General features: G+C 54.5%; 20 protein-coding genes and 1 riboswitch. Of the genes, 16 read left to right on the top strand and 4 right to left on the bottom strand.

What is annotated here, in order from left to right; translation table 11 throughout:
- Nucleotides 1-20: 20 nt before the first annotated feature.
- The 14 genes from ftsA to ABJG22_RS12510 all read left to right on the top strand — a co-directional run bounded on the left by ftsA (nt 21) and on the right by ABJG22_RS12510 (nt 16321).
- The gene (gene ftsA / locus ABJG22_RS12575) at nt 21-1280 is read left to right on the top strand and encodes a cell division protein FtsA (protein ID WP_348020616.1); all 1260 of its coding nucleotides are present in this window, start codon (nt 21-23) and stop codon (nt 1278-1280) included.
- Between the two features lie 106 nt (nt 1281-1386).
- Nucleotides 1387-2928, top strand: coding sequence for a cell division protein FtsZ (gene ftsZ, locus ABJG22_RS12570; protein WP_348020615.1), 1542 nt, complete (start codon nt 1387-1389; stop codon nt 2926-2928).
- Between the two features lie 134 nt (nt 2929-3062).
- On the top strand, nt 3063-4784 hold the full coding sequence (locus ABJG22_RS12565) for an SPOR domain-containing protein (protein ID WP_348020614.1): 1722 nt from the start codon (nt 3063-3065) through the stop codon (nt 4782-4784).
- Nucleotides 4781-5938: a deoxyguanosinetriphosphate triphosphohydrolase gene (locus tag ABJG22_RS12560; RefSeq protein WP_348020613.1), complete on the top strand. Its 1158-nt coding sequence runs from the start codon at nt 4781-4783 to the stop codon at nt 5936-5938. The genes ABJG22_RS12565 and ABJG22_RS12560 overlap by 4 nt, the downstream gene beginning before the upstream one ends.
- Complete coding sequence (locus ABJG22_RS12555) at nt 5928-6587, top strand: NAD(P)H-binding protein (RefSeq protein WP_348020612.1); 660 nt, start codon at nt 5928-5930, stop codon at nt 6585-6587. Before ABJG22_RS12560 ends, ABJG22_RS12555 begins: the two co-directional genes overlap by 11 nt.
- 107 nt (nt 6588-6694) lie before the next feature.
- A riboswitch (glycine riboswitch) is annotated at nt 6695-6796 on the top strand.
- A 228-nt stretch (nt 6797-7024) separates the two neighbouring features.
- On the top strand, nt 7025-8167 hold the full coding sequence (gcvT, locus tag ABJG22_RS12550) for a glycine cleavage system aminomethyltransferase GcvT (protein ID WP_348020916.1): 1143 nt from the start codon (nt 7025-7027) through the stop codon (nt 8165-8167).
- Nucleotides 8168-8191: 24 nt separating this feature from the next.
- Nucleotides 8192-8563: a glycine cleavage system protein GcvH gene (gcvH, locus tag ABJG22_RS12545; RefSeq protein ID WP_348020611.1), complete on the top strand. Its 372-nt coding sequence runs from the start codon at nt 8192-8194 to the stop codon at nt 8561-8563.
- Nucleotides 8564-8613: 50 nt separating this feature from the next.
- Complete coding sequence (gene gcvPA / locus ABJG22_RS12540; protein WP_348020610.1) at nt 8614-9972, top strand: aminomethyl-transferring glycine dehydrogenase subunit GcvPA; 1359 nt, start codon at nt 8614-8616, stop codon at nt 9970-9972.
- Entirely contained in the window at nt 9969-11552 is a 1584-nt protein-coding gene (gene gcvPB / locus ABJG22_RS12535) for an aminomethyl-transferring glycine dehydrogenase subunit GcvPB (protein WP_348020609.1), read from the top strand. Before gcvPA ends, gcvPB begins: the two co-directional genes overlap by 4 nt.
- A complete protein-coding gene (locus ABJG22_RS12530; RefSeq protein WP_348020608.1) occupies nt 11549-12532 on the top strand; it encodes a bile acid:sodium symporter family protein in 984 nt (327 codons plus the stop codon). Before gcvPB ends, ABJG22_RS12530 begins: the two co-directional genes overlap by 4 nt.
- A complete protein-coding gene (locus tag ABJG22_RS12525) occupies nt 12532-13137 on the top strand; it encodes a DUF938 domain-containing protein (protein ID WP_348020607.1) in 606 nt (201 codons plus the stop codon). The genes ABJG22_RS12530 and ABJG22_RS12525 overlap by 1 nt, the downstream gene beginning before the upstream one ends.
- Nucleotides 13138-13202: 65 nt before the next feature.
- On the top strand, nt 13203-14777 hold the full coding sequence (locus tag ABJG22_RS12520) for a long-chain-fatty-acid--CoA ligase (protein ID WP_348020606.1): 1575 nt from the start codon (nt 13203-13205) through the stop codon (nt 14775-14777).
- On the top strand, nt 14777-15214 hold the full coding sequence (locus ABJG22_RS12515; protein WP_348020605.1) for a DUF6265 family protein: 438 nt from the start codon (nt 14777-14779) through the stop codon (nt 15212-15214). Before ABJG22_RS12520 ends, ABJG22_RS12515 begins: the two co-directional genes overlap by 1 nt.
- A gap of 282 nt (nt 15215-15496) precedes the next feature.
- Nucleotides 15497-16321: a MipA/OmpV family protein gene (locus tag ABJG22_RS12510; protein WP_348020604.1), complete on the top strand. Its 825-nt coding sequence runs from the start codon at nt 15497-15499 to the stop codon at nt 16319-16321.
- Between the two features lie 79 nt (nt 16322-16400).
- On the opposite strand, the gene ABJG22_RS12505 is transcribed toward ABJG22_RS12510, so the two are convergent.
- Nucleotides 16401-17198, bottom strand: a complete 798-nt coding sequence (locus tag ABJG22_RS12505; RefSeq protein ID WP_348020915.1) for a sulfite exporter TauE/SafE family protein — start codon at nt 17196-17198, stop codon at nt 16401-16403.
- Between the two features lie 84 nt (nt 17199-17282).
- Nucleotides 17283-17597 carry a metalloregulator ArsR/SmtB family transcription factor gene (locus ABJG22_RS12500; protein WP_348020603.1) on the bottom strand — a complete coding sequence of 105 codons (315 nt, stop codon included), beginning with the start codon at nt 17595-17597 and terminating at the stop codon, nt 17283-17285.
- A gap of 55 nt (nt 17598-17652) precedes the next feature.
- On the opposite strand from ABJG22_RS12500, the gene ABJG22_RS12495 reads away from it, so the two are divergent.
- On the top strand, nt 17653-18537 hold the full coding sequence (locus ABJG22_RS12495) for an MBL fold metallo-hydrolase (RefSeq protein ID WP_348020602.1): 885 nt from the start codon (nt 17653-17655) through the stop codon (nt 18535-18537).
- Between the two features lie 83 nt (nt 18538-18620).
- On the opposite strand, the gene ABJG22_RS12490 is transcribed toward ABJG22_RS12495, so the two are convergent.
- A complete protein-coding gene (locus ABJG22_RS12490; protein WP_348020601.1) occupies nt 18621-20360 on the bottom strand; it encodes an amidohydrolase in 1740 nt (579 codons plus the stop codon).
- Nucleotides 20361-20385: 25 nt separating this feature from the next.
- Nucleotides 20386-21291 carry a DMT family transporter gene (locus ABJG22_RS12485; RefSeq protein ID WP_348020600.1) on the bottom strand — a complete coding sequence of 302 codons (906 nt, stop codon included), beginning with the start codon at nt 21289-21291 and terminating at the stop codon, nt 20386-20388.
- A 244-nt stretch (nt 21292-21535) separates the two neighbouring features.
- Here ABJG22_RS12485 and ABJG22_RS12480 point away from each other — a divergent pair, with 244 nt between their 5' ends.
- On the top strand, nt 21536-22954 hold the full coding sequence (locus tag ABJG22_RS12480; protein WP_348020599.1) for an aldehyde dehydrogenase family protein: 1419 nt from the start codon (nt 21536-21538) through the stop codon (nt 22952-22954).
- The last annotated feature ends 28 nt before the right edge of the window (nt 22955-22982 follow it).

The raw sequence follows: 22982 nt of genomic DNA, 5'->3' as shown, positions 1-22982 counted from the left end.
CGATGTGAAGGACTAGACAGATGGCAGCACGGGTAGAAAAAATCTTCACAGCATTGGATATTGGTTCGTCCAAAATTTCGGCGATGATCGCCGGACGGATGGACAATGGCGAGTTGACCATTCTGGGCACGGGCCAGCGCGCAAGCAAGGGTGTGAAGCGTGGCTATATCGCCGATACCGAGACAACCGAACTGGATGTCCGGGATGCCGTGGAACAGGCAGAACGGATAGCCGGCACCAATATTGACGATGTTTGGGTCAGTTTCTCAGCCGGCGGTTTGCAGAGCATGTTGACCTCGGTTGAAACCGAACTGGGTGGCCACCGGATTGAACAGGAAGATATTGATCTGCTGCTCGACGCCGGGCGCAACAGTATTGATCCCAAGGGCAAGATGGTGCTGCACGCTCAGCCAGCCCTTTATACGCTGGATGGTTTGAATGGCGTGAAGAAACCAAAGGGCTTGCATGCTGACCGTCTCGGCGTGGATATTCACGTCATTCTGGCTGAAAGTTCGCCGGTTCGTAATATTGATATGAGCGTTCGCGGCGCGCATTTGAACGTGCGGTCCATCGTTGCCTCGCCGATTGCGGCTGGAACGGCCTGTCTTTCCAAGGAAGAACGAGAATTGGGCGTGGCGCTGGTCGAAATGGGGGCGGAAGTCACCAATGTGTCGTTGTTCGCTGGTGGCATGCTGGTTGGTTTGACAACGCTCCCTTATGGAGCCGCTGATATTACCGATGATATTGCATCGTCTTTTGGTTTGCGGCGTGCACAGGCCGAACGGATTAAATGTTTTTACGGTTCCGCGACGACCAGTCCGCGCGACAATCATGATATTATCAAACTGGATCTGGATACGGTCTCGGAAAATACCGATGAAGAAGGACGGATCACGCGCGCGCAACTGATCGCAGTCATTCGGCAACGTTTGGATCATCTAACAGGTGAAATTGGTGCGGCTTTGAAGGAACTGGGCTTTACCGGTCCGGTTGGCCGACAAGTTGTGCTCACGGGCGGCGGCGCTGAGCTCAAAGGTATCGCTGACTATGCTCAATCCGCTCTCGGACGTACGGTTCGTATCGGTCGACCAACGGGATTAAGCGCGCTTCCAGAAGCCCATAGCGGCCCGGCTTTTGCCGGACTTGCGGGGCTGGCGCTATACGCATCGCAGGAGCCAGTTGACCTGCGGTCTATGCCGAGCAGTCATCAGAATGTTCAAAAATATGGTGGATCAGCAGTAATCGGAAGGTTGATGTCAGCGATCCGAGGAAACTTTTAGGATATTTGACAAAATAAATTAACTTTTCGGGTGATTCCGACAAGAAATTTGTGCAAAGCGTTAACAAAATATGACAGCACGATAAATTGTCTCGGGAGACAGTCAGATGAGTATCAATATTGGCCCACCAGAAGTCGATGAGCTGAAACCGAAAATTGCGGTTATCGGAGTTGGCGGAGCAGGGGGCAACGCCATTGCCAACATGATTGCAGCGCAGGTTGAGGGCGTAGATTTCATCGTCGCCAACACAGATGCACAATCACTTAACAGCTCGACCGCAGAACGGCGTATTCAGCTAGGACCGGATATTACAGAAGGTCTGGGTGCCGGATCACGACCAGAGGTTGGCCGTGCAGCTGCCGAAGAAACCATCGATATGGTCGAGCAGGCGCTTGATGGCACGCATATGTGCTTTATCGCAGCTGGTATGGGCGGCGGTACTGGTACCGGCGCTGCTCCAGTGATTGCCAAAGCCGCACGCGACCGCGGTATTTTGACTGTCGGTGTTGTAACCAAGCCGTTTACGTTTGAAGGCACACGCCGGATGAAGTCGGCAGATGCGGGCATTGAAGAATTGCAGAAAAATGTCGATACTTTGATCGTCATTCCAAACCAGAATCTGTTCTTGGTCGCCAATCCGAACACGACGTTTAAGGAAGCTTTCCTTCTCGCAGACGAAGTGCTGCAACAAGGTGTTCGTGGTATTACCGATCTGATGGTCATGCCGGGGCTCATCAACCTCGATTTTGCCGATGTGCGCAGCGTTATGCACGAAATGGGCAAGGCGATGATGGGCACAGGGGAAGCCGAAGGCGACGGACGTGCGCTGGAAGCCGCCGAGAAGGCAATTGCCAACCCGTTGCTCGACGGTGTTTCGATGCAGGGTGCCAAGGGTGTTATCGTTTCTATCACCGGCGGCGAAGATATGCGTCTGATGGAAGTCGACGAGGCCGCCAATCATATTCGCGAATTGGTTGATCCCGATGCGAACATCATCTGGGGTAGTGCTTTCAATCCGAATCTTGACGGACGTATCCGTGTTTCAGTTGTCGCAACCGGCATTGACAATGATGGCGAAGCATCGTCACCGGCCCCATCTTTTGCGATGAGCAATCCGACCAGTGAAGCGGAAGAACCCGCGGAAGCTCCGAGCTTTGCTTCCACCATCGCCAGCGATGAGGGTGAGGATGAAAGTGAGCCGGAAGCCGATCTAGAAGCTGAAACGGTGTTTGAGCCAGAGCTAGAGGCTGAACCTGAACCGGAAGAGCCAGAGGTTGAAGAGGTGGTGGCCTCTCCCGCTCCCGTTGCGACCTATGGCGATGACGACGATCTGAGCGATGAAAGCGCGACAACGCCTTCTTTTGCGTCTCTGACACCTGGAATTGCAGCAGCAAAACCAGCAGCTGAAGAAGATGAACTGGTTCTGGGTGATGATGCCATTCAGTTGGACGACGGTGAAGAAACTCCGTCGGCCAGCGAAACGCCGCCGGCCCCACGTGTTGCCTCTAGCGGTGGAACGTTGTTCGAGCGCATGTCTAATCTGACCCGAGGCGGATCAAAGACGGATGATGATGCCGATGGCGAGGATGATAAATCCCGTGATCCGCTCGACATTCCTCGTTTTTTGAACCGGCAGAATAATCAGTAAGCTCTTATTCGGTCCCAGTGGGTTTTTCCGCTAATGGCGCGGCGCAAGGGAGCTTGTCTTTCGCGTGCCACCATTGGCCTTACTAGGCTGCGGAAGTGATTGATTTCATGCGCAGGCATTCCCTTATGCGTCTGATGAAACGCAATTTTAAAATCTCGGTGGCGGTGGCTGTTGCACTGTCTGCTCCGGTGGTCGCTCATCTGCCTGCTGCGGCTCAATCTAACGTTCAGTCAGGTTCTGCTGATCTGCAGGACGCGCTGCGCCGGATTGCTCTGAATTCCAAAGATTCCTCCGCCCTCGCGGACGCGGGATTAGCAGCGCTTGCCCTAGGTGACACGCGCGCGGCAATTGGTTTTCTAGCTAAGGCGGATCAGATATATCCGAAGAGTGGTCGGGTGAAGGCTGGCCTCGGTAAAGCTTTGCTGGCGGAACAAAATCCATTTGGCGCGGTCCATTATTTCACCCAGGCGGTGGCCAACGGCATAGCGCCGCGCGAGATTGCAGCAGATCGTGGTCTGGCTTATGATCTTATCGGGCGAAACCGGGATGCGCAGAAGGATTATGAATTGGCTTTGCGCTATGGCCGTAACGATCAATTGATTGCGCGCTATGCGGTCTCGCTGGGAATTAGCGGCGATCTTGCGCTGGCCGAGGAACAGCTCAATCCCTTGCTTCAAAAAAGTGATCGCGATGCTTGGCGCAATCGGGCGTTTATCTTTGCCATGAACGGCAAGAAAAAGGACGCCAATGAGATTGCGGAGCAAACGATGGAACGGCGGATGGCAAAGGCGATCAAACCGTTTTTCGGTCGTATGTCCCAGTTAACGGCAGCCCAGAAAGCCGCTGCGGTTCATTTTGGCCATTTTCCCGCTAGCGAGAATATTGGTGTGGATGTGGCTGCGGTTAAGCTGGCATCCAATTTGGCCGTCAGAGGCCGTGATAGAGCGGATGCGGGGCTGATTCCTGTTGGAGATGCGCTTGGCGCCGATGTCGAACGCCCTCGCGTGCTTGCGATGCCGGACAGGTCTCCGCGCAGACGTCCGGGTGCCGCGGATCGGAGAATGCCCCACCGGAAGACAACGCGACGGGTAGAGCGAAACGAAGTGGTCGCTTTGGCCCGGACAGACTTGCCAGCGCCGTCAGAGTCAATTGTCGAGCCTACGCCGGTGATTGCGCCTGCCGTATCGCCGCAAAAATCACCTCCCGTAGTCAAGCCAGATATTAAAAACTCATCCCCTGGTTTTGCGACTACGCTTGGCACAGGCCAGGCGCCCGAATTGGTATCGCAAACCGTAGAGCGCAAAGTTGAAATCGCGGGGCGTAAACCTGTCTCTCCCGCTTCGGCCGAGACAAAGGTAGACACTCCGGTTAATTTGATCGACTTTGATCTCGCGTCCGCCGATTCATCGGAGACGAAGATGGCGTCGGCCCCCGATGCGCGACCGCTTTCTGACATTATCAGAGGCATTTCTATCCCGGAGCAAGAGACCAAAACAAAAGTGGTTCCCGTCAATTTGAACGAGATCGAACCAGCCAAACCACAGCCTAAAATCGCTCCCAAGCCAGTCGAGAAAAAGCCGGTCCACCCCAAACGCTATTGGGTGCAGATCGCGACCGGTTCGAATCTCGACGCGCTGAAATTTGACTATCGGCGGATGGCAAAAAAGCAGGCAGATTTGTTCAAGGGGCAAAAGGGATGGACCTCGCGGTGGGGCAAGGCGCGGCGTCTGGTCGTCGGGCCGTTTGAAGATTTCAAAGCGGCAAAGGCTTTTGAAGCGAGCTTCCGCAAGGGCGGCGGTGACGGTTTCGCCTGGGCCAGCGCCGACGGTGTCGAGGTCAACGAGCTGACCAAATGAACCAGTTGAAAAGCTATGCCAGCGATCCGGCCGATAGTCGGGGGCGACTGCACGACGAAAAGCGGGCTGTGACACGCGGACCGCGCGACGATTTCCAACGCGATCGCGATCGCATCATCCATTCAATTTCATTCCGTCGTTTGCGTCACAAAACGCAGGTATTTGTTGCCCCCGATGGGGATCATTTTCGGGTGCGGTTGACCCATAGTCTGGAGGTTGCGCAAATTGGTCGGACAATGGCGCGGGCTTTGGGACTGAACGAAGACCTGACCGAGGCGCTCTGTCTCGCCCATGATATCGGGCACCCACCTTTCGGCCATGCCGGAGAGGACGCTCTGCAGGACGCTTTGGCGGATTTCGGCGGCTTTGATCACAATGCGCAGACTATTCGAACATTGAACAAGCTCGAAACCCCTTATCCCCGTTGGGATGGATTGAATCTGACATGGGAAATGCTGGAAGGTTTAGCCAAGCATAACGGACCAGTCGAACACCCGACTTGGGCGCTGGCCGAAGCCAATGAAGCAATGGATCTTGACCTGCACAGCTGGCCTTCGTTGGAGGCGCAGGTCGCGGCGATTGCCGATGATATTGCCTATGATAATCATGATATCGATGACGGGATGCGCGCCGGGCTGCTGACGCTTGACCAGCTGCTCGAATTGCCATTCATTGCCGAGCGCTGGCAGGTCATTTGTGACCGATTTTCCGATGTACCGAAAGCCAGACTGTTGCCGGAACTAATCCGCGATCAAATTGGTCTGATGGTCAATGACGTACTGGAAAATACGCAAGCGCGGGTCGATCGACTGGGCGTGCGATCTGCGCAAGACGTCCGGGATGCGGGGCAGATGATCGGTGGTTTTTCCGACGCGATGGCGGAGCAGGAACGCACGTTAAAGGCTTTCATGTATAAAAACCTCTACCATCATCCCGAACAGATGGCAGCAGCCGAGCAGGGCCAGAAGATGGTCGCTGGACTGGTAAAGGCCTATCGGGAAAAACCGGAATTGATGCCGGATAGCTGGGCATCGGTCCTACCGGAGCAGGAGCCTGCACGGACACGGCACATTGCAGATTTTCTTGCAGGGATGACGGATCGCTATGCGAAGGACCGGTATCGGGAGATTTATGGTGACCATCATGAGCAGTAAAATCCTGATCGTTGGCGCAACCGGCTTGATTGGCGGTTTGCTGACCCGCAATCTGGTAGAGCATGGTGCGGACCAGAAGCTGCATCTGTTGCTGCGTCGACCCTATCGGGAGGATGTCGGCAAGGCAAAAATCCATGTCCAGTTACAGGAAAACTGGCCTACGACCATCGCGAAGATCAAGCCGGATATCGTGATATCCTGTCTCGGGTCGACGATGAAAAAAGCGGGATCAAAGGAAGAATTTGCTGCGGTTGACCGCGATCTAGTCGGCGCGGTGGCAGCGGCGGCAAAGGCCGCCGGCGCGAAGCAGTTTATCGCAATATCCTCAACCATGGCGAACAGCAGCGCGTCGAGCTTCTATCTCAAAACCAAGGGCGAGGCCGAAGACCTGATGCGCGCGCAGGCATTCGACCGTCTCGATATCATCCGTCCCGGCCTGCTGCGCGGTCAACGCAACAACGACAACCGTCTGGGTGAAGGCCTTGCCATTGCCGCCAGCCCGATCATGGATTTGCTATTGCACGGCAAACTCCGCCGCTATCGTTCAATATTGGCGAGCGATGTTGCTGACGCGATTATGGTGTTGATGAACGAAACGGCGCCCGGAGAATTTGTGCATGAAAATGATGCGATATGGGAAATGGTGTAGGGTTTTTTGCCAAAAATGCCGCACTGCACAACCGAATCATTGACTCTCGCGACCCACTGATCCACTCATAAATCTGCTTTTTGATTGGCGCTTTCGGGCAATGATCATGAGGCGTTGCGGGAGAGCGTTTTTCTGTCCCACCGGACTAAAAAACCGCCGAAGGAGCAACCGCCCCGGAAACTCTCAGGCCACTGGACCGCAACCGTCTCACAAGCACTCTGGAAAGAGTCCTCCGTTGCTAACGCTATGGTGGACCACCGAAGGGGAAATCCTCCTTCGCCAAGGCTACGGCGGACAAGATTCGCCAAAGCCGGATAGCAGAAGCGGGCTTGTCCGCCGAAGCTTTAGCGAAGGCAGGAAAACTCTCAGGTTCCGTGACAGAGGGGGCAGTTTTGCAGAGCTTTTCTGCGGGCTGTCTTTTGTGATGCGGGAACATGATGAGTGAAAATAGCAAAAATCTAAAACAACTGCCTCTCGGGGATTGGCATCGTGACCTTGGTGCACGGATGGTACCCTTCGCTGGCTATGAAATGCCGGTGCAATATGAAGGCGTCATGGCCGAGCATATCTGGACCCGGACCGAGGCGGGATTGTTCGATGTGTCCCACATGGGTCAGTTGCAGCTGACCGGCGAGGGCGCTGCTGATGCGCTAGAGAAAATCACACCGGGCAACCTGTCCGCGCTGGCTGCAGGTAAGATCCGATACACTTTGTTGCTGGCTCAGGATGGCGGGATATTGGATGACTTGATGGTCACCAACACCGGCCGTAATCTGTATCTGGTGGTCAATGGCGCAACCAAGCATGATGATATTGCTTATATGCGGTCGCAGCTGCCAGACAATCTGACGCTGGATCATCTGGAAGATGCCGCTCTATTGGCGCTTCAAGGGCCAAAAGCGGCTGCCGCGCTGGCAAAGCTTAACATCCAGCCGTTGCAAGAGGGATGGCCAACTCCGGCCGATCTCTATTTCATGGAAGCGGGACCGTTTCTTTGGAACGATATTCCGTTGGGGATTAGCCGCTCAGGCTATACCGGCGAAGATGGTTATGAAATCAGCGTGCCTGCCGAACATGCGGTGACGCTGGCGACCGCTCTGGCCGATCTGGAAGAAGTCCGGCCGGTTGGTCTGGGCGCACGGGATAGTTTGCGGCTGGAAGCAGGATTGCCACTCTATGGCCATGATATGGGGCCGGAAATTCTGCCGGTTGAAGCAAACCTGAGCTTCGCACTGTCCAAAGCACGGCGCGAAGAAGGCAATTTCGCTGGCGCGGAGCGGGTGCTCTCGCAATATCCGAACAAGGCCGGGAAAAAGCGGGTCGGACTGTTTGTTGATGGTCGCCAGCCGGTTCGGGAAGGCGCAACTGTCGTTGATGATGCAAGTGCGGCCATTGGCAATGTGACCAGCGGGGGTTTCTCACCCACGCTCCAGCGTCCGATTGCCATGGCCTATGTGCCAATGGCGCTATCGGAAACGGGAACTGCTATCATTGTGGAACAGCGCAAGAAGCAGATCGCTTGTACGGTCGCGGATATGCCCTTTGTGCCACATAACTATCACCGCAAACCAAAATTATAGAATTTACGAGAAGGGGATGAAACTATGAGCCGATATTTTACCGATGAACATGAATGGGTCGATGTCGAAGGCGACACCGCGACCGTCGGGATTACCGACTATGCGCAAGAACAGCTGGGCGACATCGTATTTGTCGAAACACCGGATGTTGGATCGGTATTGGGCCAAGGCGATGATGCTGCGGTGGTGGAATCGGTCAAAGCGGCATCCGACGTCTATGCGGCGGTTTCCGGCGAAGTGGTCGAAGTGAACGAAATGCTGGAAGACGAACCCGGGCTGGTCAATTCATCGGCGGAAGAAGATGGCTGGTTTTTCCGGGTCACGCTGTCGGACAAAAGCGAGCTCGACGATCTGATGGATGAAAAAGCTTACAAGGCTTTTGTAGACGATCTCTAATGCGCGCGCGCTCGAATGGGGCCAGGCTTTAATTAACTCAGGAACTTAACATGCGTTATCTCCCGCTAACTCCCGATGATCGGCAATCCATGCTGGCCAAAGTTGGAGCCCAATCTATCGATGACCTCTTTGTCGATGTGCCCGAAGAAGCGCGGCTGACGGGGCCGATTGACGGCCTGCCGATGCATGCTGGCGAGATGGCAGTGGAAGCGCATATGAAGGCGCTTGCGAAAAAGAACCATGCCGCGGGTGACATGCCGTTTTTCTTGGGGGCAGGGGCCTATCGCCATCATGTCCCGGCGTCGGTTGATCACATCATTCAGCGAGGCGAGTTTCTGACCGCCTATACGCCTTATCAGCCCGAAATCGCACAAGGGACGCTACAGACCCTGTTTGAATTCCAGACCCAGGTCGCGCGGCTCTTTGGCGTCGATGTGGCTAACGCGTCCATGTATGACGGCTCGACCGCATGCTGGGAAGCGATTGTCATGGCGCGCCGGATCACCAAGCGGGGCAATGCGATCCTCTCGTCCGGACTGCACCCGCATTATGTGTCCGTGGCGAAAACCATGGCCCGCTTCACCAAAGATGCGATTGCCTATACAGCGCCGCAACTGGATGCCGCGACCGACGGTCAAAGCCTGCTTGACCAGATTGACGATGAAACGAGCTGTGTGGTGGTGCAATATCCGGATATTCTAGGACGCATTGATGATATGTCCGCGCTGGCGAAAAAGGCGCAGGACCATAAGGCGTTGTTGATTGCCGTGGTTACGGAACCCGTGGCACTCGGCGCGATCCAATCACCGGGAGAAATGGGCGCGGATATTGTGGTTGGCGAAGGCCAGGCGCTGGGTGTCGGTCTGCAATTTGGCGGGCCTTATGTCGGTCTGTTCGGTTGTAAGAAAAAATATGTCCGGCAGATGCCGGGACGGCTCTGTGGAGAGACGGTCGATGCCGAAGGCAAGCGAGGCTTTGTATTGACGCTGTCGACCCGCGAACAACATATTCGTCGGGAAAAGGCGACGTCGAACATCTGCACCAACAGCGGATTATGTGCTCTGGCATTCACCGCCCACATGACCTTGCTTGGCGAGAAAGGCTTGCGTGAACTGGCGCTGCTCAATCACAAAAAGGCGGTGCAGGCAGCGGATCGGTTGGCACAGATTGATGGCGCGAAATTGATAAACAAAAGCTTTTTCAATGAGTTTACTTTGATCCTTGATAAAGATGCTCGGCAGGTTGTCCGCCAACTGGCGGAACAGCGAATCTTGGCCGGCGTCTCTCTTGGCCGACTGTATCCCGAAGAGGATTCATTGGCTCACGGCTTGGTTGTCGCGGTGACGGAAACCGCAAATGACGATGAGATAGAGGCCTTGGCCACCGCATTAGAAGGAGCGCTATCATGAGCATGCTCGCCGAAGGACGTCCAACCAAGCAGGACGCAGATTTGAACATGCCCGAGCAAAATGCTGTCACCACGCATAGCGGCAATCGTGCTTTGATGGTTGACGAGCCGCTGATCTTTGAAACGGGATCATCGGATCGCAGCGGCGTTGATTTTCCGGAAGCCCCCGATGTGGAAAGTCGCCTGGGCGGTCTCGAACGCGCAGCACCTATTGGTTTGCCTGGTCTGTCCGAGGGCGAAACGGTCCGTCACTACACCCGACTTAGCCGCCAGAATTATGCCATTGATGTAGGCTTGTTCCCGCTCGGCAGCTGCACGATGAAGCATAATCCCCGGCTCAATGAAAAAATGGCTCGGTTGAAGGGCTTTGCCGATATACACCCTCTGCAGCCGGTGGAAACGGTGCAGGGCGCTTTGGGTGTTATCAACGAGTTGGCGGTTTGGTTGATCAAGCTGACCGGCATGCACGGTGTGGCGATGAGCCCGAAAGCCGGTGCCCATGGCGAGCTGTGCGGCATTCTTTGCATAAGAGCCGCGCTTGAGGCTCGTGGAGATGCGCGGGAAGTCATATTGGTGCCGGAAAGCGCTCATGGCACCAATCCGGCAACTGCCGCTTTTGCTGGCTATAAGGTTGAGGATATTCCTGCCAATTCGGATGGCCGGGTTGATCTAGAGGCGCTCAAAGCGCGTCTTGGTCCCGATGTTGCCGGGGTGATGATCACCAATCCCAATACTTGCGGTCTCTTTGAGCCCGATATGAAGGCAATTTCCGACGCCGTGCATGAGGCAGGCGGTTTCGTTTATTGCGATGGCGCCAATTTCAACGCGATTGTCGGCAAAGTGCGTCCCGGTGATCTCGGCGTTGACGCTATGCATATCAATTTGCACAAGACCTTTTCGACGCCCCATGGCGGCGGCGGTCCGGGCTCTGGACCCGTGGTGCTTTCCGAAGCGCTCTCTCCTTATGGACCGTTACCTTTTACCGAGCGCTTTGCCGACGGGCACCTGACCTTGGTGGAAGAGGAAACGGTGGCTGAGCGACATCCTGACGGTTTTGGCCGGATGACTGCCTTTCATGGCCAGATGGGTATGTTCACGCGGGCATTGACCTATATCCTGAGCCACGGGGCGGATGGTTTGAAACAGGTTGCTGAAGACGCGGTGCTCAACGCCAATTACATCTTGCGCAGTCTCGAAGACGTGCTCGATGCGCCGTTCGCCCATAGCGGCCCTTGTATGCATGAGGCGTTGTTTTCGGACAAAGGTTTCAGCAACGATCTATCTACGCTTGATCTTGCGAAAGGCATGATTGACGAAGGCTATCATCCGATGACCATGTATTTCCCGCTGGTGGTGCATGGCGCCATGCTGGTGGAACCCACCGAGACGGAGAGCAAAGCTGCCATAGATGATTTCGTCGGCGCCTTCCGATCTGTCGCAGAGCGCGCCAAAGCGGGTGATGAGCTGCTAAAGTCCGCTCCTCACTTCGCCCCGCGTCGCCGATTGGATGAGACTCAGGCGGCTCGAAAACCAATATTGGTGTGGACGGAACCCGAGGAATTTGCTCAAGCCGCTGAATGATCATTCAACGCCTGACTAGTTTATTCGCACTTTGGACAATATTGGGCACTGCTTGGGCATGGTTCGTACCTGAACATTTCCTATGGGTTGTTGACGGCCGTTTCCGACCATTGGGTCAGTCATTGATCAGCGTAATGCTGGGTTTGATCATGCTCGGCATGGGTCTGACCCTGTCTTTTGACGATTTTAAACGGATTGCAAAGATTCCAAAATGCGTAGGCGCAGGGGTTGCACTGCAATTTACCGTGATGCCGCTGGCTGGCATAATGCTCGCGATGGTCTTTGGATTGGAGACCGGGTTGGCTGTCGGTTTGATCCTTGTTTCCTGCTGTCCGGGCGGGACTGCCTCCAATGTCGTTGCCTATCTTGCCAATGCCAATTTGGCGCTGTCGGTGACCATGACCATGGCTTCGACATTGATCGCGGTCATTGCAACGCCGCTGCTAACCGGCCTGCTTGCAGGAAAATATGTCGAGATCGACCAATGGAGCCTGTTTATCAATATGGTCTCCATCGTCCTCTTGCCGGTCATCGCCGGGGTCATGCTTAACCGCTATATGCCGAAGCTAACGGAGAAAATTTCCGTCATCTCGCCGCTCGCCTCGGTCATCGTCGTGGTGCTGATCGTCGGGGGGATTATCGCCAATAGTAAGGCGTTGATCGAAGCGCATTTTGGTGTGCTGATGCTGGCGATCTTTTTGTTGCACATTTTTGGCTTTGGCCTGGGCTATCTCATTACCAAAGCCTTGGGCTTTGGCGTCGGAGAACGCCGCACGATCAGTATTGAAGTCGGTATGCAGAATAGTGGACTGGGTTCCAGCCTCGCCTCTACACCCACTTTCGCAGCCCAATTTGCCAATCCGATGCAGGCGGCACTGGCGCCGGTTCCAAGCGCTATATCCGCAGTCTATCACGTCGTGATCGGTAGCTTTCTGGCAGCGATCTGGCGACGTATGGCTGTTGATGATCAGGGGGAATGATGACCGATTCAGAACCACGCCACGCTCCTGCAACCCTGCGTAACCGCGACGCGATTGTTGCCGTCCTGCGTGATATTCTGCCCGGTCAGGGAAGTATTTTGGAAATTGCCAGTGGCACCGGCGAACATGCCGTCTATTTTGGTCGAACTTTTCCCAATCTGACATTCCAGCCGAGTGATCCTGATCCGGCCTGTTGCCAATCGATCGCGGCGTGGACGCAGCGGGAAGGGGGGCATAATATCCTGCCCCCGAAACAACTGGATGCGCAGGCCCCGCAGTGGGACGTGTCAAAGCCAGCGGCGATTTTGTGCATCAATATGGTGCATATCAGCCCGTGGGAATCCAGCATTGGCCTGTTTGAAAAGGCCGGCACGCTGCTTGATCCGGGCGCGCCTTTCTACCTCTACGGACCCTATCTGCGTGAGGATGTCGAGACCGCTGAAGGTAATCTTGCTTTCGAGCGCAGCCTTAAAAGCCGCAACCTGCGCTGGGGACTGCGCGATGTTGCGGATATGGATGCGCTGGCGGAACGCAATGGTTTCGTTCGCGAAAGTCTGACTGAAATGCCTGCTAATAATATTTCATTGGTCTACCAGAAAAGCTGACATAGTTGCTCTTGCCTTGAACTAATCGCACGATTAACACGATGCAAAGTTCAAGGAGTAGGAAAATGACAGAGACGCGGCGCTGCATGGGATCTTCCATTGCTCAGTGGGCGGTGAAGACCCCAGACAATATCGCAATTGATGATCAAGACGGTCTCGTCACCTATGCGGAACTGGATAAGCGTGCGACGACATATGCGCAGGCTTTTGTTGGCGCGGGTTTTGCCAAGGGCGACCGTATCTGCTGGCTGGGCAAGAATAGCGGGTTGTATTTCACCCTGTTCGCTGCTGCCAACCGCGCTCGAATGGTTATCGCGCCTATCGGTTGGCGTCTTGCGGCGCCGGAGGTTGCCTATGTCCTAAAAGATACGCGGGCGCCGTTGTTGATTTGCGAACCGGAATTTGCGGAAACGGCGAAGTTGGCCGCACAAGATTCGCCAGACCTCCAGAACATTATCTGCACAAAGGCCGGAACCGACTTGCCGTCCCTCGATGATTTTGTCGAGATGAATGCCACAGGCGACTTGCCGACGATTGATCCGGCCGAAGGCGCATTGCAGCTCTATACCTCTGGCACAACCGGCAATCCCAAGGGGGCGGTTCTGACCAGTGACAATCTGTTCAAGATGCGGCCCTTGGTTGAAGACAAGCCGGAACATGCGTGGATTGACCTGAAGCCAGGCGACAGCACGCTTGCGGTCATGCCATGCGCGCATATTGCAGGGTCCGGGATCGGTCCGATTGCTTTTTACAATGGTGCGACAATGATGGTCATTCCCGAATTTCACCCAGACCATGTCATCGATTGTATCGACAAGGGGTTGAACCAGTTTTTCCTCGTACCGACGGCGCTCCAGATGCTGGTCAACTGGCCGCGTGCCAAGGAAACGGATTTCTCCAGTGTACGCAGCGTCACCTATGGCGCGGCGCCCATTCCGTTGGAGCTGCTGCGCCAGTGTATCCAGACCATGCCGCAGGCGCTGTTCTGCCAGCAATATGGGATGACCGAGACGACCGGTACCGTTTGCATCCTGCCACCCGAAGATCATGATCCGGCAGGGAATGAACGGATGCGCGGCATCGGCGTTCCCTTGCCCGGCGTCGAAATGAAGATTGTCGACGAAGAGCGGCAGGAAGTTTCGCGCGGCACGATTGGTGAAATTGCAACGCGATCCGGTCTCAACATGCTGCATTATTACGACAATCCAGAAAAAACAGCGGAAACTGTGGATGCGGACGGCTGGCTCTATACCGGCGATGCGGCGATCATGGATGAAGACGGCTATGTCTATATCAAGGACCGGGTCAAGGATATGATCATATCCGGTGGCGAGAATGTCTATCCGGCGGAAGTCGAAAATGCTATTTTTGGACACCCACAGGTGAACGAAGTGGCCGTCATCGGTATTCCCGATCCGAAATGGGGGGAGGCGGTCAAAGCGGTTGTTTCGCCGAAGCCGGATGCCGGCAAAGTCGACACCGATAGCGTCATCGCCTGGGCACGGGAGCGAATTGCCGGGTTCAAAGTCCCCAAAACGGTGGATGTGATCCCCGAACTGCCGAGAAACGCCAGCGGCAAGATATTGCGCCGGGAATTGCGCGCGCCTTATTGGGAGGGGCAGGATCGAGGGGTGAATTGATGAAAATGATACACGCTATAATCGCCGCTCCGTTGTTGGCATATTCTGGACTTGCTCAGGCGATATCGCCGGACTGGCTTGCCGGATGTTGGGAAACTGCCGATAAAGCGAGTAAAGAAGTGTGGGTGGTGGAGACCGATGGGTCTCTGATAGGTTTTGGCGCTTCAGTCAAAAACGACCAAATTGGTTTTTATGAAGTGCTGCATATCAAATTGTCTGAAGATGATGAGTGGACTTTTATCGCTCATCCTTCCGGTCAGGCGCGGACCCGCTTCACTGTTACGGAAATGACAGAAAATAGCATTACCTTCGCCAATCCGTCGCATGACTATCCCCAACAAATATCTTATCGCCGTGACGGAGACATGTTGTTTGCCACGATCGCTGCAACTGGGGGTAAAAATGCTCGTTCATTTGATAAGCAGCGGTGCGAATAGGGCGTGGGAGAACGAATTGGTCATGAAGTTTGTCGGGGTCATTAAAGGCTGAGGCTAAATCGCGTTGAACAAATGACGATTGAGATGCCAGTAGCGAGAAAGAGCATCGCAAAACCATCTGCGTCCTGCCATCGACATGCCAGTTGCCGCCATCAAAAAGGCCGCTATAATCGACGCTTGGTTCGCGCAATCAATTTCGATCTTGATTGCTCTCTAGCGACATAGATATTGGAGACCGTTACCGCGAAGCAAGCCTCATCCCCCCAAAAAGGCAAATCCCCCATGAAAAAAACACCCTTATTCCTTCTCGCATTTGCAGTGGCCATACCGCAGTCGGCTTATGCGCAAGAGTCCACTGAGAGTGGCCGACCGGACACCAAAAAAGGTTGGCAAGTCACCCTGTCCGCCGGGTCCATATATGCGCCCAATTATCGCGGTGATGACGATTATCAATTGGGTGTCTTTCCCGGCGTCGCGGTCGAATATGATGATCTGTTCTTTGCCTCAATCCGCGGGGTTGGTTTCAATTTGATCAACAGCGATGGCCTTAAGGCAGGACCGATCATGAAATATGATTTTGGGCGCGATGAAGATGGCAAGGGACCATTTAGCTTGAGCGGCGGCACCACGGACTTGATTGGATTGGGCGATGTCGATGGCACGTTCGAACTGGGTGGCTTTGTGGAATATTCTACCGGCAATATCAGCGGCAAGGTCGAGCTACGCCAAGGCATCAACGGTCACGAAGGCCTGCAAGGGGAAGCGCAGGTCAAATATGCCAATCGCTTCAAGGCCTTTGGCAAAAACGCTATTCTCTCTGTCGGTCCAGAGATATCCTTTGGTGACAGCAAATATAACAGCGCCTATTTTGACGTCAGCGCCGTTCAGTCTGCTGCATCGGGCCTGTCGCAATATGACGCCAGTGGAGGTCTCAACTCTTATGGTCTAGGCGCTTCGATCGTGTTGCCCATGACCCGCCATATCACTATCGTCGGATTGGCGGGATATCAGCGCCTGGCTGGCGATATCGCAAAATCGTCACTGGTGCAGGAGCGAGGCTCGAAAGATCAGGCCTCTGTGGGGCTGATATTGAATTATCGGTTTTAGGGGAATTATCGCCATCTCGCCCCAGTTTAATGCGGGTGAGATGGTGCAGGTACTTCGGGTTAAGGGACTGCCGATTTGGTCATAGGCTAAAGATCAATCCGGTTGAACGGAGGACGATGTAGATTCCGGTTGCGAGCACTAGCATAGCAAAAATCATTTCCATCCTGCCTTTTCTATTGGCCAGTCGCTTGCCAAGAAACAGGCCAAGCCATGCTCCGGCAACACCGCCCGTAATCAACAGCAGGGAAAGCTTCCAGTCCACCAGCCCGGACATTGCGTAGGAAAGGGCGGTCGTTGCACCTAAGACGGTGACGACGACCAGCGATGTGCCGACGGCTTGCCTCATCGACATACCGGTTGCCGCCATCAATGCGGGTACGATCAGGAAACCTCCGCCAATTCCGAAAAAGCCTGCCGCCAATCCCACCAAAAGACCGCCGCCAACGATAGGAGGGAGGAGCTTTGGGGCACTTCCACGAGACAGGCGTACGTCCAAATCTGCGATTTTATTGCGACGTAAATAGGTTGCGATTGCCACGACAATCATCAGCAGCCCGAACAATATCAACAACTGATCGCCATCGACGGATTTCCCTCCATAGGCACCGATTGCAGCCCCCACGGCACCCGCGGCGGAGAAGACAAGTGCACAGGGCCATTTGATCATGCCCGCTCGTGCTTGACCCCAAAGGCCGGCAAAGGCGTTGACCGCAACGGCAACAGCGCCGGTACCAATGGCGACATGTGTTGAAGAAACGCCGACGAGGAAGATCAGCAAGGGCACCGCCAATATGGAGCCACCCCCGCCGACTAAACCCAGAATGATGCCGACAAGGCCGCCGGAAACAAGTGTAAGCCAGATTTGGGTGATTTCCATATCCAGATCAGCCTCTCCCTGAGCGGCACCAGCCCGTTGATCTAACAAAGGCAGCGATAGCGTAACAGGCGGCCACGATCGTCATCAATCTTGGCAATATAGCGCATAGAGTGACGTCATAAGGGCTTCGACACGGTCATCGGCAATCCGATACCACAAGGTCTGGCGATCACGCCTAAAGGTCACCAGTCCTTCCGTGCGGAGGCGCGCCAGATGCTGCGAGATGACAGATTGAGAAACCCCGATTTCCGTAGCAGCCTCGCCGACGGTCATTTCTCCCTTTTCGACAAGTTTGCACAACAGCATCAGCCGCCTGCCGTTGCTAAGGGATTTTAAAAGGTTGGCGACGATGCCAGCTTTTCTGGTGAATTTTTCTAGGTCCATAGGTGCATGTGTCATTCTTCCTTATATATTAGTAGTTGCTAAAATAGCAAGTTCTAATATATAAGGAAGAATGAGCAATTCGAATCAGACCGCGCCCGTGATCGAGGCATTTTTTGACGAGCCGACCCATACGGTTAGCTACTTAGTGTGCGACCCTGAAACCCTCAGTGCTGCCGTCATTGATCCTGTTCTGGACTTTGACCTGGCGAGCGGGGAGGTGGATACCGGTTCCGCGGAGAAAATTATCGAGCGAGCCGATGCGCGTGGCTGGACGATCGAAATGGTGTTGGAATCTCATGCCCATGCCGATCATTTATTAGCGGCGCCCTTCATTAGTGCTAAAACTGGTGCAAAAATCGGCATAGGCGAGCATATTCGGGATGTTCAGCGCATATTCCGGCCGATATTCGCCTTTGATGATCTGAAAACCGATGGCTCGGATTTTGATATTTTATTTGCCGATGGCGATCGCTTCAATCTGGGTAGTCTGGAATTTGAAGTCATTCATGTGCCCGGACATACACCGGCCGATGTCGCCTATAAGGTAGCAGATGCGGTGTTTGTGGGGGATACATTGTTCATGCCGGACTATGGCACCGCGCGTGCCGACTTTCCTGGTGGTGATGCTCGACAGCTATTCCAATCAATTCGCCGGATATTGAGCCTGCCCGATGAAACGCGGCTATTCCTATGCCATGACTATAAGGCGCCGGGCCGGGATACATATAGCTGGGAAACCAGTGTTGCTGATCAGCGGCAATCCAGCGTCCACGTCGCAGATGGGGTCACCGAAGATGAATTTGTGACGATGCGGGAAGCCCGTGACGCAGATCTTCCCGTTCCCAAATTACTGCTGCCATCGATCCAAGTGAATATTCGCGCTGGGAATTTCCCTGAAGCAGAAGAAAATGGCGTTCGGTTCTTGCGAATTCCCGTCAAATCCAAAAAGCACTGACTGTTGTCAGCCCCACCGCATCGTTCTGCCGCAATGGGGCGGGTGTCGGAATTAGATGATCTGTCTGACACCCGCGAAACCCATTATTTCGCCGGGAACCAACGCCCTTCAAACACCACGCCTTGCACTTGCAAGTCGCGCAGCTTCGCCGCGCCGGCCTTGTAGGGATCACGATCAAGCACAGTGAAATCGGCCTTCTTGCCTGTCGCTATGCTGCCGACCATATCGTCCATGCCGATGATTTGCGCAGCCTCGACGGTGATCGCGCGCAGGGCCTTGTCGAGCGAGAGACGTTCCTTGGGTGCTTTGACATTGCCGTCGAGCGTGATCCGGTTACTTGCCACCCAGGCGAGGTAAAGCGGATCAATCGGCGCCATGTTAAAGTCGCTATGCAGGCCGAGCGGTACGTCTTTGCGCTCGAGCGAACCGAGGCGGTTCATCTGCGCGGCGCGGTCAGGGCCCATGCCGGTTTTGGCATAAGCATCGCCGAGTATGCGGATATAATTGGGCTGGGCGGAGACATAGAGACCCATTTCCCCGATCCGCCGGTTCTGCGCCTCGGTCGAATAACCGAGATGCTCCATGATGATATGCTGGCCATTTTTGGGAGCAAGTTTTTCCGTGATATCGAGCACAACATCGAGACCTTTGTCCCCATTGACATGGGTATGGAGATTCCACCCGGCGTCCCAGAAGCGCTCGGTCTGCTTCAGCAAGTCTTCCGGTTCCGTTAGCCATTTTCCTTCATGACCATCGCTGTAACCCGGCGGGTTCATCTGCATATATTGGGCGAAGAAGGCGCCATCGGCGAACAATTTGATGCGATTTGAGAAGAAGAATTTGCTGCTGTCATATTTGGCCTTCATGTCTTTCAGCCAGACATTGGGATCGCCGGTAACCAGCGGCGCGATAGGGATAGCCAGAATGCGCGATGGTGTTGTCGGCTGGTCATAAAGGCTCTTGAAGAGCGCAGATTCCATTTCTGGTCCGCCGAAGCCGCCAAAGGCAAGGTCGGCGCTCGTGGTGACGCCATTTTCCAGCATCATCTGCCGCATGTCGGCCAGACCCTGCTGCACTTTGGTGGGAGAGAAGAGATAGGGGCGGAGCATCGCGATGCCGTTGAACAGGGCGGTCTCGTGGATGATGCCGCTGGCATAATCGGCATGGCCGGGGTCGATATTGGGCTTGCTGAACGCGGCAGTGAAGGCTGTTTTATCACCGATGCCGAGCAGGTCCAGTGCCTTGCTGTTGGCGATGATCTCGTGGAAGCTGCGCTGCCAGATCACCACCGGCCGGTCGGGTGCAATCCGGTCGAGTTCGGCGCGATCCATATCGCCGTGGAACAATTTATGATGGCCCCAGGTGATGAACAGGGCGTCTTCACTCTTCGCCATTTCCTCGCGCAGGCGTTGTTCATATTGTGCCTTGCCGCGGGCTGCAGGATAGGTTTTGCCGGGAAGTTTCCATTCTTCGGGGCTGATGAACGGCATCGGCAGCATCATGATTGTCTGCATCGGATGAATATGCGGCTCAATGAAGCCGGGCATGAGAACATTTTTGGAAAACTGCCGGTCGATGGTGACTTTGCGATCCTTCGCCCAAGCTTCCAGATCTTCCAGCGATTGGCCGAGACCCAGGATGATGCCATCGGCGGTCGCGACATAGCGGGCGTCTGGATAGCCGGGCTCCATGGTGATGATCTTGTCGGCTTCGAAGATGGTGACTTCGGGATAGGAGAGGGTGACGGGTGCCTCTTCGGCTTGTGCACCGGTTGCAAAAAGCAGCGCCAGCGCCGCCGCAATGAAGTGGCTGATCTTCAACATGTTTCTCTCCCTTGAGCGAGGGTGATTATGCGCTGGGTTCGTTCTTGGCAACTACCTGTTTAACGGCCTTCACATGTTCGCGCCAGGCAATGAACAGGCCGGAACCGATAATGATCGGGGCGCCGAACCAGATCGATAAGCCGGGATAATGCCCAAAAATCGTGATACCGAAAAAGGTCGCCCAGATGAGCGCGGTATAGTCCATCGGTACGATGGTTGAAATGGGCGCATAGCGCAGCGACTGGGTGATAGACAGCTGCCCCAGAGCGCCGAAAATACCAATCCCGAGCAAATATCCCCACGTCTTCGCATCATGGCCACCACCATAGATATAGGCACAAATGGCAAGTGCGGGCAGCGTGTAGATTGAGAACCAGAAGATCGTGACGATGCTGGTTTCGGTGCGGCCCAGCATACGGATGACGAGCGTGACGGATGCGGTAACCAGCGCGCCGACCAGGGCGACCGCGGCCCCGAAGGCGGGAATGAGCGAGCCACCCGGCTGAACAACGATCAGCACGCCGACAAAGCCGATCAATATCGCAGACCAGCGTTGGATACCGACCTTTTCTCGCAAAATCAGTGCGGCGAACAGGGTCGCAAATATTGGTACGGTAAAGCTGATGGTGGTGGCATCAGCCAGCGGTAGCAAGGTCATTGCCCAGAAGTTCAAGCCCATGGCAAAAATACCAAGGATTGACCGCAAGATATGAAGCTTGTGCTTGTTTGAGGCGATCGATGGCCAGCCGGCGCTGCTGCGCCAAATCAGAAAACAGATAAGCGGCATAGCGGTAAGTTGGCGGTAGAACAGGCTTTCGGTGACATGCACGCCCTGTTCGCCGGCCAGTTTGACGAAGGTGAACATGATCGCCAATGAGACCATCGCTGCAAGGCGTGTTACGATGCCTGCCGTGGGACGATTTTGTCCCAATAGCGAGGTTTTTTGCCGGACTTCTGCTTGTGGATGTTCGATGACGAAGATGTTCCTGTTCGTGGCTGGAATAAGCGGCGGTACTGGTCAGTCAATATAATATCGCTGATTGATGGTTAGAAATGATAGCGGTTTGGCCGTTGCATGGGCATCTGCGGTAATTTATACGGCTGGGAAATATCTCGCATCAGTTTGCGAGTCACCGACGGATGCCATTTTGGCAAAATTATCAGGAACCGATACCATGCTGGATACAACAACCAACCCAAATGACCCGATTGTCGACGAAATCGCTGAATTGGTTGCTCGTTCGCGTGCCGCCCAAGCGCAAATCGAAAATTATACACAGGAACAGGTCGATGACCTGATCCGTGCGATGGTTTGGGCCGTTGCTGAGGAGTCGGTTGCCGAGAAAATTGCACAGCACACCGTCGAGGAAACGCAGCTTGGTAATTATGACGGCAAATATCTGAAGATATTCAAGAAAACCCGCGCGACTTTATTTGATATCATCGATGACAAGTCGGTGGGCATCTTGGAAGAAGACCATGAACGCAATATCGTGAAAATCGCCAAGCCTATGGGTGTGATCGGGGCCTTGTCTCCATCGACCAACCCAGAAGCAACGCCGGTTATCAAAGCGATTTCTGCCGTTAAAGGACGCAATTCGATCATCGTTGCACCGCATCCACGGGCCAAGCTGACGAACAAGCTGATTTGCGATTTGATGCGGGATGCCATCGTGAAAATGGGCGCGCCCGCTGATCTGGTACTGAGCATCGATGTGCCATCGGTTGAAAAGACCAATGAGTTGATGCGTCAATGTGATCGTGTACTGGCGACTGGCGGTGGTGCGATGGTCACCGCGGCTTATTCCAGCGGAACACCGGCTTTGGGCGTTGGTGTTGGCAATGCCGTTATCACAGTGGATGAAACCGCCGATCTTGATGATGCGGCAACCAAGATCCATCTGTCGAAAACGCTCGACCTTGCGGCTAGTTGTTCTTCTGACAATGCGGTCATTTTGGTGGATGCAATTTACGACGAAATGCTCGCTAAACTGGTCGCAAAAGGCGGCTATATCATGAGCGATGACGATAAGCAGAAATTCGAGGATGTTCTCTGGATCGACGGGCATATCAACGCAAAGGTCGTTGCCCAGACGCCAGCATTCATCGCGGGCATCGCTGGTTTTGATATTCCGGAAGAGACCGAGTTTTTCATCATTCCGGAAACTGGCTTTGGACCAGACCATCCTTTCTCCGGCGAGAAAATGACGGTTTCTATGGCATTATACCGGGCTCGCGACATTGATCATGCAATTGAGCTGACCAACAATATCCAAGCCTATCAGGGGCAGGGGCATAGCTGTGGTATCTATTCCCAGTCCGATGACAATATCATGAAGCTGGCCAATGCAACCCGGACGTCTCGGGTGATGGTAAATCAACCACAGTCGGCATCTAATAGCGGCAACTTGTGGAATGGCATGCGCCAGACCTTCTCTCTCGGTTGCGGTAGCTGGGGCGGCAATGGCACCAACAACAATATCAGCTGGCGTGATCTGATCAATGAAACCTGGGTGTCCAAGCCTTTGGCCGTGACGAAAACATTGCCAAGCGATGAAGATCTGTTCGGTGATGTGATGCGCAAGCTGGCCTAGTCGGCATTGAACGCAAAAGCGATTATTG

It is taken from the genome of Parasphingorhabdus sp. (genome assembly GCF_039939955.1).
Classification (GTDB): Bacteria; Pseudomonadota; Alphaproteobacteria; order Sphingomonadales; family Sphingomonadaceae; genus Parasphingorhabdus.
This window is presented reverse-complemented; position numbering and strand designations above follow the sequence as displayed.